Below are 11574 nucleotides of genomic sequence, written 5' to 3'. Positions count from 1 at the left end.
AGCCCCTGGCGCATTATGCATCAGTTTACTGCGATTCGGCTTACTAAAAGGGTGGGGCTGCAAAGGCAGGACCAGGAACTGCCATCCAGCAGGTATCGGCAGGAAGTCTTCCCGGAGAGAAATGGAGGCGGCGCCATAAGATTTGGAGATTTGGCTATTCCCGCCGAGGTTATAGCGAGTTCCTGGGTCGAACGGATAGCTATTCTGCTCGTGCAAGGTTCCTCTTTGATTGCCCACGGTGATGCCGTTTATAAGGCATGGCTCGTGACTGTCCGAAGTCTTAATGCGAAAAAAACCAGGACATTCCGGCATAGGGAAGCACGGCATCCAATCCAAGGTTCCGTTGTCCTATCCCGGCGTTCGAGATGTGATGGTATCGTACTCCAACTGTCACAGCCAGGCGCGTCGTCGGAAAGTATTGAACGCCTGGTCCGGTCTGAAGGGCAAAGTTCACCTGGCTACTGTCTTCGGCAATGCGGGGAGCAAGATCGGTCCACAGCACTCCGACTCCGGCATCCCAGAAGGGCACCCAGCGTCCGAATGAGAGCAGATTGTATTTCACGATTAGCGAAGCCCCGACCGTATCAGCAGAAAACCTGTTCTGAAATCGACCATAGAAGGGTTCCACAAGAATCTGTAGGTTGCCGGACAGCAGGCCGGCATCCGTTTCATCGGTCATGACCACCCCCAGCCTGGGCATGACAAAGATGGCATGGCGAGTGGCTGTGTGTGCCTCGGTGGGAAAGAGAAACTCTTCCCAGTACCCGACGGTTCCACCGGCTTCGATTGTCCCGCGTTTCAAAATGGCTCGGGCATCCGGTGCTAGGCCATCTGACTGTGCCCAACAGAATGGGACCCATCCGGCCCACGCCGCGAGAAATGCCACGCTAACATAGGACGATACGGCGTACTTGCTCTCTCGCAAATCTTCTTCCTGCTCCAGAGTCACCGCGTTATACGTTCGCCGGTTGCGCCGGCAGGAATGGATTCGAGTCGAAGTGGATTTTCCCTCAAAGAGAGACTCGCCAACGGTCCATGTCTACCCACAAGTGTTCTGCATGCCGTGATCGTTACTCCACGAAGCCGCACCAGGCCATGCCTCTCTTCCCTTGAACGGTTGTGTTCTAGTCTGCTCTCCCGTGGTAATCCTGTAAAGGTCTTTCTGGTGAGGATTCGTTGAATATGTGAAACACTCGCCGTATTGAAAGATGGCGAGTCAGCTGGAACTCAAGCCCTGTGGTTAATGGAAGTCAGTTCAAGTTGATGAGGCCGAGACGAAGATCGTCCTGGTGATCGGCGTGGTGGAATGTGAAGCCGCTCCCTTCCTGATAGTCCACGGTGACGCCGTTCATGCGAACGGTGCTGGTTGCGGGTATCGCCACTGTCAAACCGTCGTGTATCCGCACGTCGTCGTCCGGCTGAACGTTGGCCTCCAACGTAATGCTGAAGGCCAGGCGCGCTTCATCCAGATCCTTCACCTGCACTCGAACGATAGGATCCTCGGGATGCTCCTGAACCAATGCCTTCAACCGTTCGACGGCCGATTGTGTGAGCTTCATAAGCTATGCCGTTTCCTTTGATCCGATCCACTCATCTCACGACTTACAGAGCGGGACCATGACATCACGATATCACAGATATCACACATCATCCGATGGGTTCTGAAACGGGTCGTACGGTTGATCAGCGACTTCAGTAACGCGCATCCTGGCGGGATCTTCCATCAAAGAGAAGATTGGAAGAAGGTGGTGGAGGAGATCTCGGTCACATGAAGCGGACGGATGGTCGCCGCCCGGATGGGTCCTAGAGCCTTTCCCAGTGGGCTTTAGCGGAAATCGGCGTAGTGGTTAGGCAAGAAAACAGTCACCACCGTACAACCAATTGGTATCAAGAGGGGTCCGGATGACGCGACAAGATAAGCATGATGTACGGGAAGCCTGCCTGCGCCTGATGAAGACCGCAGAAGCCTTTGTCAGACGGGCGCCTCGGCAGAAGCGGATCGAGGCGGAACGTTCGGCTCTTTACAAAGCCCTCTACGAGGTGCAACTCGTGTTGTCGGTAACTCGATTGCCACTGTCAAACAAGGATTCTTCGAAGAGAGAGGGAGCAGCCCGCGTACTCGAAAAGGAACTAAAGCAGTCGAAGGCCAACTTGGCCAGATCTCAACACGCTCTTGAACAGATGGATTATCTCATAGAACCTGTCGCGACGAAGCTGGATGATCTCCAGGTGACGGCAAAAAAAGTCCAGACGGTTCTGAAGTCGGCGTTGAGATCTCCCGCTCGAGTGCTTCCTTTTCGGAAATCTCGGTAACACGTTGCCATCGAGTGTGGTGGCCGTTCGTTTACATGGGGTTGGTGTCGCCATCGTGTTTCTTCCTTGAAGTGACACATCCGGCACGGCGGATGTGCCTTTCGGGTATCGGCGGGGGTCGACTCCAGTTGTCGGCAGTCAGACACAGCGGAAGCCTGAGAACAGGAATGAGACCAAGTGCACCTTCGATCGGAGCTCTTTTTTGTATACAACTGGATGTGAACCCAACCGGTGACACGCTTTCCGAATCTCTTTCGATTCACTGAATCGAAAGAGATTCGCCTTCTGGTGCTCCTGCTCAAAGAATGGCGTGATAATCCATCGAAATTTAGGCAACCTTCGCTGACTCTTCCAAGGTATGGACTTTGCGTGAGAACGCACTGTCGAGTCGCTCTCATAGAGACGATATTGCGAACAGGTACGCCGGTCATGATGCCTTATTTGGAAGAGCCGTGTGACTCATCCATCACGAGTCGGTATGTCTTTCCGGTGAGGATACACGAGGGAGGACCTTATGCTCACGGTCAAGAGCCCGTTCGTTCAGCAGACATTGGCGGGGATTACACTCGTCCTGGTTCTCGGCACGCTCTCGATCATCTGGCCCGGCATCATGGCGCTCTTTCTTGGTGTACTTTTACTGCTCCAATCTTGCAGCGCCGAACAGGAACTTGCGGCGCTGTCGTGGACCGAAGTCGGTCATGTGTCGATCGTCTTGGCCTCTCTGCGGCGACCCGGTCTTCCGACGATACCTTCGTGACGAGTTCGAACGCTGCATTCATCCGTCGAGTGCATCCGCCGGAAGAGGATGGGCGGCCGGGTAATCATGAGGTCCGACGCGAAGGCTTGCCCTCCATGTACCGGGGCGAGAACAGCCATGCCAGCCTTCAGCTCGAAAGAGAGACTGGGTAAGCATTAATAGACGTATCTCGGAGAAAGGAGAGAGCCAGCATGAATGTAAAAGGGTTCATACTCGAAGACAATCAAGGAAGGGAACTGGTGATGGGGTGTGAGCGGCCCTATACGCGGATCCGGGGGACGTACTTTCTGCGGGGGTGGCAGCGGCGGCGACTTATTCCGCTGCGATATTCGGAACGAGAACTCCGCCAAATCGTCGGGGAAGTGCTGATTGCACTCGACGACTTGTCCAATAATCTTCTAGCAATGCACAGCAACCGGACGGTTACGGCACTTCTCTCGGAGAAATCTCCGGAGGGCCGGAAGCTTCCCAGGAAAACCGCTTAGCGCCTCGGTGTATGAGCGAGATTCCTACTCTTTTGCCTCAAGCGACATGAGCACATCGAGACGTTGAGATTCAAGGATGTCCCCATGCGCCATGGGGGACTGATCCTTGAACAGCCGCGAAAAAGTTTGACGATTGCCCACCAGGCATCCTCCGCAACTTCGTGCAGAAGGGACGCACCATATCTGACCGGCCCGATGCGACAGAGTAGCTATTCCCGTATACACCTGATAGGATGACGCTGTTTCATCGCGAAGGGCCTCGATGAAACGAGCATCCAACGGCCTACCACCGATGTTGTTCCTACCGAGAATCTGATCGGAAGCCTGACCTGAGCCGTTCACCAACTACGTCTTTGGCCCTCTCCTTCCTCTCTGAAGTCCTCTCGCGTCATGGACAATGTCATTCCCCCAAGGAGGACCTCATGGGTACAAAACTGTATGTCGGCGGGTTGCCATATGCGGTAACGGAATCGCAACTCACCACCTTGTTTGCCGAGCATGGCACCGTAGAATCGGCCCGCTTGATCACGGACAAATTCACCGGCCAACCTCGCGGCTTTGGCTTTGTCGAAATGTCGACCACGGAAGAAGCGAAGGCGGCGATCACAGCGTTAAACGGCTCGCAGATGGATGGACGATCACTCACGGTCAATGAGGCCAAGCCGATGGAACCGCGTTTTGGCGGGGGCGGCGGAAGGCCTGGAGGTGGGGGCGGACGGTCCAGCGGTGGACGCAATCGCTATTAATTCACAACCTCTACCGGAATCCCGAAGGGGCGCTTTGATTGAAGCATCCCTTCGGGTCCCCGGTCTCCCCATTCATCAGGAGAAGCTCCTGCATCGTAGAATTCTACATCGTTCCTCCCCATGTGCGATGAGCTTCACTCACCTGCTCGATACCCTCGGTCTTGGTAATCACCCAGTTCACGTCGTCTGGAATTGTGACGATTCTGAGGCTGGCGGCATGTCCATCGGCCGCTTCCCCAAGTTCCTCCACCACTCGAACGAGGTGCTCATCATCACGCGGAATAAGTTTGCCATATTGGTTCAAGCTCGGCTCCCGCGGGCCCGCAGCTTGAGGCCAATAGGCTCCGGAATCCACTTCCTCCAGCGCCTCCCGTTGCCCCAATTCGCGTAGCCGGACCAGTGCCTTATGGCTGACGCAAAATTTATCATAGCTTCTGTTGATCACGATTCGCTTCATATTCGCTCCCTTTGTCTTCGTCGCGTTCCTCGTCGGCTGAATGACGATCGACCTACAGCGCCGGAGCCTCTTCCTTATAACCGAGGTAGTTCCCCGACCAATGGCAGTAGCGCCGGTTGGCCCATGCCGCCACTTCATCCGTCTGAAGCTCGCCGTAGCGTTTCTGGAGGACGGCACCGAACACATCGAGGTTTCCTTTGATTTCCACGAGGTCCTCCTCGGTGATTCTCACCCACTTGGCCTTGAGCGGCGTCTTGAGCTGCTCCCAGAATTGTCCGAACTGTTCCTTATTCATATGGGCTCCTTGGTGAAATGTGAGGCCTCCACCCCTCGGCCAAGACACGTTCGGCGTCTTGGCGGAGAGCCAATGATGGAGATACAGGCGTAGAAGCGGCGAAGACCCGGGGAAATCAGACGCGCCAGGAGGCATGAGAAGGACGGCGCGAGAGATGGGATAGTCAGCGTAGCTCAATACGTCATGCGGTGAGCCTATAGGTTTACCCAGGTCCTGTCAATGGAGCGAACTATGGACGCAGACTCATCAGACCCGTAAAAGCCGAATGACTTCGATGAGCGCATTGGTATTCTCTTCGGGTCGCTTCTCTCCGCGAGAGCCGGGTATCTGGTCTGCCGTGCGAGTCTAGCAAAAGTCGATGTCGGTTCATGGGATGGTCTCCGGAATGCGATCCCCACTCCGAAGCTGTCGGATCGTGTCACAAACGGTAGTAGACGCCGTGCCTTTCGACAGGTAGGCGGAGGCGCCGGCTTCGTACATCAATTGCTCCAGCTTCGGATCCTCGTGCATCGATAGACCTATCACCGTAATGCCTGGGAACCGATGCTTGATGCGACGCGTTGCTTCCACGCCGTTGAGTTTCGGCATGTTGATGTCCATCAGGATAACGTCGGGATGAAGGGACGCGGCGAGCTCAACGGCGATTTCGCCGTCCATCGCTTCGGCCGCGACCTCGAATCCCGGTTCGGTCTCGAGCATGCTGCGGAGGCCTTGCCGCATGATTTGATGATCATCGACCAAAAGAATCCGAACCTTGATAGGGCTGGCTTCCCCGCTGCCGACATCCAGTGCGGCGGAGGCACGGACCACCTGACGGCCGACCTGCGTCGTGGCACTCGAGAGTCGCCGCAACGGCAACACTATCACCACACGAGACCCACGATCAGGGAGGGACGAGACACGGATGTGCCCCTTGATCGCGCGTAGTTGCTCGCGCAGATTAAACAGACCGAACCCGCTCTCTTGCGTGGGTGCTTGCGGGCCCTCCACTTTAAAACCGATGCCACGGTCCTTGACTTGAATGACAAGATGATGGCCGATTCGGCGCATCCGGACGGTCGCTTCGGTTACATCGGCGTGTTTCAGAACATTGAAGAGCAGCTCATGGAGGGACTGATGCGCGATGCGTAAGACATCGGGGTCCAACAGCTTTCGCCTGCCGTCGTCCACGACCCGCACGGTTAGTCCATGGCGCTGGAGCTTGGCTGCTACCCACTGAACTGCCGCAGCGAGATCCTCATCACCGCCGAGCGTCGGCGGCCGTAAATCACTCATCAAGTTTCGAGTGACTGTCAACGCTTCCTTGAGCAGCTCCGTGACTGGCGCGATGCCGGCGGCAACGGACGGCGGCGCGGCGTTCGACAGGGCCACCAGCTTCATCCGGCAGAGGGCGAGCGTCTGCGCGAGGTTGTCGTGCAACTCTGTCGCAAGACGTTGGCGGACCAGCTCATCCGCCTTGCGTAACTGTGTCGCAAGCGACTGCAGACGTCTTTGATACTGCAGGAGCTCCGTGGTCCGCTGCTTTCGCTCAGTAATGTCCATCAGAGTGAACACGAAATCGGTGGTGTTGGCGGCTTCGGTGAGAGGAAAGGCCGAACATTCGAGCTCTAACAAGGTGCCATCTTTGCGCCGGAACACCTGCTCGGCGAGTCGTGTGTATTTTCCATGTGAAACGGCCTCTTCCAGCACGCACTGAGAGCCACACAATCCGTCCCCCTCAGGGTGTACGCGGTCGTGGAAAAGACTTCCCAGAAGGTCATCGGGCGCATAGCCCAGCATCTGGGCCGCTGACCGGTTGATGAAGGAGCAGCGGCCTTTGTGGTTCACGCCAAAAATGCCCTGGTCCGTCGTCTGCAGCAATAAATGATACTGCGCCTCGGCCGCCGTAGCGCGAAGCCGTTCTACCTGGGCGAACTGCCATTCCTTCCGCAAGCGTCCTTGCAGCCAGATGAGAAGGTAGAATATCGGCACAATGATGACGATGCCTATCACCGCGACCTTGAGGTGAAACCATTGAACGGGCTGCACCAACGACGCCGTGGGAATGCGCACCAGCACCGTCCATCGGAACCCCTCGGACTGGCCCCATCCCCTGGTGGCGCTGTACCCGGTAATGACGGGAATATGCCGGCGCAGGTGCAATTCTTCTACATAACCCGCCTGTCCGTGGCCGGCCCGTTCCAGCGACTGCAGTTTCAGCGTGGAGAAGTTAGCCCGGCCCTTATGAGCCAAGTCGCTGTCGATGTAAGCGACGCCATCCTCGGCGATGATCTGGTACTCAATGTCCGTCAGCATGGAATTCTTGGTAAGCAAAGAGGGAAGCTTCTCCACGACAATAGCTTCCAAGACCGTGAGGGTGATGCGGCTCGTGACCACGCCGGCAAAGGTTCCGCGCGAATCATAGATGGCTCGCGAGATGGCAATCGCATCGGGCGCGCCTTCCTCGGTCAGGAAGGCGTCTACTCCTCCCAGCAGCGTTGCCTCCTGTCCGGCCACCGCTCGTGAGCGGATTTCCTGAAACCAGGAAGTTCCGCTGACGTCCGTGCCCTGCGGCGATTGAAGGGACGTCGAGCCCGTCAAGCGTCCTTCGCTGTCCGCCACCGCGACCCAATGATACGTTTGATAGGCGTCCCGTGCCGTCTCAAGGTAGCGCTGCACGAATGCCGTGTCGTCTTTCATGTGGTTCGAAAAGGCGACCGCCATCACACGTAAATCATCATAACGTTCAAAGATCATCCGGTCGAATTTTGAGGCGATCTCAGCCGCTCCCAAGCTGAGCGCCTCCCCCGCTGTCCGGATGAGCGACTGTTGGACATACTGCCAGGCCGCCAGCCAAGTGACCACGATCACCACCGCGATCGCCGTGATCAGAAAGGGCAATTGATAGAGAATGGGCTTGGATGTCTTCATCGGTGAAGCGAGGGAGGCACTCTACTGTATTGTCCCAAGACAGCAGCTAGGGGAATCCCTAGTGAAGTCGGCTCGACGGTCATCCCCTTTATCACCTTGGTGAGCCAATGGGATTCGAACCCAGGCTCAGAAGGCAGGAAATTCTAGGTTGGATTTGTTCTCCATGCCTGGGCTGGCCATGCCAGGGAAGCCGAGCACACAATATGCCGAAGGCAGGAGAGAAAAAGACTGCCTCATCTAGATGGTGTTGACACTGGTCGGTAGCGCGAAGAAATAGCGTTGGAATCGTTGATGTTGGTGGGCAGTATAGTGTCGAGCCTACGGCCTGCTGATTACAAGAGCAGGCGACCATCCATTCCATTCCTTGACCTCACCAGCCACGGTGACGAGTGACTCCAGGTCGTTGACACCCAACGAGATGCCGTTGCGCCAGACACCGGACTGATCCTTGAACGATCGGGAGAAGGTCTTTGCGAAAAATGGTCTCTTTCGCTCACATTCTGCCAAATCGTCGCCTTGAAGTTCCCACATCGCAACGCGTCGTCGCGGGTCGTTTGGATGAGTGGTTGGTCGCCATGGTGTTTTCTCTTTGGGTGACGTGAAGATGACTCTCTGCCGCGCGGAGGCGAGGCACCGTACAAGTCACTGAAGAAACAGGAGGCAGAGCCGGAACCAGCGTGCCGGAGAGATTCAAGCATTGGAGTGACGGCTCACGGGCGCGACCAAGGGCATGCGAATGAGCGTGATGACGGATAGCCGGATACAGTCAAAAAATTCCCGATATCTGTTTACCGGTTCGATCCAATTGTTGATCATGCGCTATTCCGTCTCTTCGGCGCCTTCGATGCACACCTCGCATTGGTCCAATTCCAAGGTTCCGTGCTCACTACAGAAATACCGACGGCAGCGGTTGCACGTCATGAAGGTCATCCTGACTCGATCTTCGGCTTCGCATCGATCACACTGGCCGGCGCTGCGGGCTTTGGGCATCGCGATGTCTCCACAACAAGTCGTCTTAGGTCTCAGGACATCATTCCATGATGTGGCGATTATTGTGGGAAGTGGCCCACGTCCGCCACATCAGGGGTCCTACACTGATAACACATGGGTGTTCGTCACTCCAATTCAAAACAGACCGGCGTTGGTCCGGCGAATCACCATCGCAACGGCATCGTTGTGACCCGTCACAGGTCTTGCGGCAGGCCGATTAAAGTTCACCAAGACCGCTTAGGGCAGGATGGATGGTGAGTTGTTTCGGGTACTAGACCGGTTCATCGCCTATTCCCCCGATATAGCTGGAGGCTTAACAAGTGCTCGCTATCGCAACGGTTTCCCCCTAATGTGCTGAAATATTGAGAAGGTATCGCATTCTATTAAGTTCTATACGTTCCCGCGCCTTACCTTCCATTCCAGCAGGGTTTTGTCACACAATTCACCACCGTTGTATTACGTATAAAGATGAGGAATTGATTTCTGCTTGGGATGCCTCCTCGTGATGGAAGGCCGTAAGAGGGTTGTCGACTGGGCTATCTCCTTGCAGAGTAATGTGAAGGCTGCTTAGTAGGTTCGGCTTCCGGCACCACCGTTGGTGATCGCCATCAGCGTCTCCTACGGCTTTCGCTCGAGGTCTCGCTCCCTGTACGGAACATGGATCGGAAAAGAAGTTCCGATTGTGCCGCCTGTTCTTCCTCGTGCTAGAATACCCGCGATCTCATCGGATGACAGATTGTAGAATCTGCTGCATGCATCTTATGCGAGCGTGATCGAACCGGAAGGAATCCCCCGCGATGCCCACAAGCCGCGACGAAGTCCTTAAGCTGATTGAGCAAAATCAAGCGATCCTCAGAAGGTTGGGAGTTCGCCGGCTTGGCCTGTTTGGGTCCTATGCCAGGGGCGAGGCCATGCCAGGGAGCGATCTCGATTTTGTCGTTGAACTGTCAGAGAAGTCTTTCGACGCCTACATGGATACGAAGATGTTCCTTGAGGACCTGTTCCGGTCACGCGTAGACCTGGTCACGATGAGTTCCATTAAGCCGCGCCTCCTGCCGATTATCCAACGAGAAGCCGTCTATGCCCCGGGATTCTAAGGTCTACCTGGAAGATATTCTTGAAGCGACTCGGAAGATCGCGACCTATACAGAAAACCTTTCTAAGGCTGCATTCCTTGAAGATGAAAAGACTTTCGATGCGGTGGTCCGGAATCTCGAAGTGATTGGTGAGGCCGTCAAGAAACTCCCGGAGGACCTCCGAACCCAGCATCCGGCACTGGAATGGAAGAAAATGGCCGGGCTTCGCGACATTCTGATTCATGAGTATTTCGGCCTGGATTCGGAAATCGTCTGGGACATCGTGAAGAACAAAGTCCCGACGCTCAACCAAGCGGTTCGGGCGATGTTGAAGCAATAGACTAAGCCGGTGGCGACCAGAAACATGGGAACACAGTTTGATGCCTGAGAGGGAGATGCCACCTAAAAAGACTCCCGGTACCTTTTCTCATTTCTTCACTTCACCACTTTCGGAAATGTGTAGTGTCCCTGGCCGCTTAGTGTCAGGGTCTTGTGGCAGCCAGAATTATCCAGATTCGCGTATTGGTTCAGAAAGTCGCATAACAATAACCCTACTTCTTATGTTCGAGGGCGCATCGCTTCGTCCTTTTGAAACATACAAACTAAGAATGCATCCATAATTCCGGTAAGCAGGGTAAGGTCATGGTCGATACTAACTACAGGGCTCCTAAAATAGTGACCTTGTTTATTCTTGAGATAGACCATATGGTCAGCTAACCTTTCCCTCTTTGAGTCACGCCATTGCGACACAGCCTGTTCTTCTAGCCATGCTTTACCCTCAGCGCTCAATGAACTTTCTCTAAATACATCGAAATCTGGGTCTTCGATCTTCAATATGTTTAGGATTTCTTCTTTAGACCTTTTAGAGTCTTCCGTATCAATAACCACTTCCGTTGGCATCGGAATTACTTGATGGGCTGCGGTATGCCTGAAGTCGCTCATTAAGCCAATCCAATCATGCACGATTGGGATCAGAAGGAACTTATAAAGACTTGATTTCTGTTCCTTTAGCGCCTTCAGGAATTTAGGTCTTCTAATACCACAATCGAACGGGTCTAAGCCGAGGTTGAAGATAAGATTGGCAAGCAGAGAGAGTTGATCCAGCATCCCCCACAGCAAAAGATAGAACTGATTGAGATGATAAGTAAGCCCAAACCCAAAATGAGAGTCGCCATGTCGTCTTGAGGCGTCTCGCTGCAGGCGATAAAACCTCACCATATCTCTGGCGTATAGGATGAACGGATATCGATTTAAAACAAGGGTCCGGAGCTGTTCCTGCGCCTGGTCACTGAAAGTATCTTTCTGAAGACTACTCCACCAATCCGCCAGTCGATGACATTTGTGATGGGCCAAGATGTAATACACGTCTTGATAGAGAGAGGACGAATGAGAAACAGACCAGAACACATTATGTCCATGGGCACATATTTCTACAAAATCCGCTAGTTCATAGAGCGGAATAATGTTGATCAGATCGCTTGCCAGCGCATACCGCGCTTCAAGCAAAGCTTGTGATGACCTTCCCCCTGAAAACTAGACCATTGG

Annotated in this window: 15 protein-coding genes; 7 read left to right on the top strand and 8 right to left on the bottom strand. The window is 54.7% G+C overall.

All coding sequences use genetic code 11. The features are described 5' to 3' along the window. Nucleotides 1-280: 280 nt before the first annotated feature. Both A4E19_04535 and A4E19_04530 read right to left on the bottom strand, forming a co-directional pair. A complete protein-coding gene (locus A4E19_04535; protein OQW32636.1) occupies nucleotides 281-949 on the bottom strand; it encodes a hypothetical protein in 669 nt (222 codons plus the stop codon). Between the two features lie 301 nt (nucleotides 950-1250). After that, nucleotides 1251-1559: a hypothetical protein gene (locus A4E19_04530; protein ID OQW32635.1), complete on the bottom strand. Its 309-nt coding sequence runs from the start codon at nucleotides 1557-1559 to the stop codon at nucleotides 1251-1253. A 343-nt stretch (nucleotides 1560-1902) separates the two neighbouring features. On the opposite strand from A4E19_04530, the gene A4E19_04525 reads away from it, so the two are divergent. The 3 genes from A4E19_04525 to A4E19_04515 all read left to right on the top strand — a co-directional run bounded on the left by A4E19_04525 (nucleotide 1903) and on the right by A4E19_04515 (nucleotide 3555). After that, nucleotides 1903-2313 (top strand): hypothetical protein, encoded by a 411-nt coding sequence (locus A4E19_04525; GenBank protein ID OQW32634.1) that lies wholly within the window; start codon nucleotides 1903-1905, stop codon nucleotides 2311-2313. A gap of 514 nt (nucleotides 2314-2827) precedes the next feature. Further along, the gene (locus A4E19_04520) at nucleotides 2828-3070 is read left to right on the top strand and encodes a hypothetical protein (protein OQW32633.1); all 243 of its coding nucleotides are present in this window, start codon (nucleotides 2828-2830) and stop codon (nucleotides 3068-3070) included. 191 nt (nucleotides 3071-3261) lie between these two features. Further along, nucleotides 3262-3555: a hypothetical protein gene (locus A4E19_04515; GenBank protein ID OQW32632.1), complete on the top strand. Its 294-nt coding sequence runs from the start codon at nucleotides 3262-3264 to the stop codon at nucleotides 3553-3555. Nucleotides 3556-3579: 24 nt separating this feature from the next. On the opposite strand, the gene A4E19_04510 is transcribed toward A4E19_04515, so the two are convergent. Then, the gene (locus tag A4E19_04510; protein OQW32631.1) at nucleotides 3580-3897 is read right to left on the bottom strand and encodes a hypothetical protein; all 318 of its coding nucleotides are present in this window, start codon (nucleotides 3895-3897) and stop codon (nucleotides 3580-3582) included. 80 nt (nucleotides 3898-3977) lie between these two features. Here A4E19_04510 and A4E19_04505 point away from each other — a divergent pair, with 80 nt between their 5' ends. Then, nucleotides 3978-4301 (top strand): RNA-binding protein, encoded by a 324-nt coding sequence (locus A4E19_04505; protein ID OQW32630.1) that lies wholly within the window; start codon nucleotides 3978-3980, stop codon nucleotides 4299-4301. Between the two features lie 103 nt (nucleotides 4302-4404). Here the strand turns inward: A4E19_04505 and A4E19_04500 are convergent, their stop codons facing one another. The 4 genes from A4E19_04500 to A4E19_04485 all read right to left on the bottom strand — a co-directional run bounded on the left by A4E19_04500 (nucleotide 4405) and on the right by A4E19_04485 (nucleotide 8494). Beyond that, nucleotides 4405-4758 (bottom strand): hypothetical protein, encoded by a 354-nt coding sequence (locus A4E19_04500; protein ID OQW32629.1) that lies wholly within the window; start codon nucleotides 4756-4758, stop codon nucleotides 4405-4407. 52 nt (nucleotides 4759-4810) lie between these two features. Continuing rightward, on the bottom strand, nucleotides 4811-5053 hold the full coding sequence (locus A4E19_04495) for a hypothetical protein (protein ID OQW32628.1): 243 nt from the start codon (nucleotides 5051-5053) through the stop codon (nucleotides 4811-4813). Nucleotides 5054-5419: 366 nt separating this feature from the next. After that, a complete protein-coding gene (locus tag A4E19_04490; protein OQW32627.1) occupies nucleotides 5420-7963 on the bottom strand; it encodes a hypothetical protein in 2544 nt (847 codons plus the stop codon). A gap of 318 nt (nucleotides 7964-8281) precedes the next feature. Then, nucleotides 8282-8494, bottom strand: coding sequence for a hypothetical protein (locus A4E19_04485; GenBank protein ID OQW32626.1), 213 nt, complete (start codon nucleotides 8492-8494; stop codon nucleotides 8282-8284). A 214-nt stretch (nucleotides 8495-8708) separates the two neighbouring features. Between A4E19_04485 and A4E19_04480 the strand changes: the two genes are divergently transcribed. From A4E19_04480 to A4E19_04470, 3 genes are all read left to right on the top strand, one after another. Then, a complete protein-coding gene (locus A4E19_04480) occupies nucleotides 8709-9143 on the top strand; it encodes a hypothetical protein (GenBank protein ID OQW32625.1) in 435 nt (144 codons plus the stop codon). A gap of 607 nt (nucleotides 9144-9750) precedes the next feature. Further along, entirely contained in the window at nucleotides 9751-10050 is a 300-nt protein-coding gene (locus A4E19_04475) for a nucleotidyltransferase (GenBank protein OQW32624.1), read from the top strand. Continuing rightward, nucleotides 10034-10369 carry a nucleotidyltransferase gene (locus tag A4E19_04470; GenBank protein ID OQW32623.1) on the top strand — a complete coding sequence of 112 codons (336 nt, stop codon included), beginning with the start codon at nucleotides 10034-10036 and terminating at the stop codon, nucleotides 10367-10369. Before A4E19_04475 ends, A4E19_04470 begins: the two co-directional genes overlap by 17 nt. Nucleotides 10370-10587: 218 nt before the next feature. On the opposite strand, the gene A4E19_04465 is transcribed toward A4E19_04470, so the two are convergent. Then, nucleotides 10588-11535, bottom strand: a complete 948-nt coding sequence (locus A4E19_04465) for a hypothetical protein (GenBank protein ID OQW32622.1) — start codon at nucleotides 11533-11535, stop codon at nucleotides 10588-10590. Between the last annotated feature and the right edge of the window lie 39 nt (nucleotides 11536-11574).

The organism is Nitrospira sp. SG-bin1 (assembly GCA_002083365.1).
Taxonomy (GTDB): domain Bacteria; phylum Nitrospirota; class Nitrospiria; order Nitrospirales; family Nitrospiraceae; genus Nitrospira_D.
Note: the sequence above shows the minus strand (reverse complement) of the source record. Positions and strands in the feature narration are given on the sequence as shown.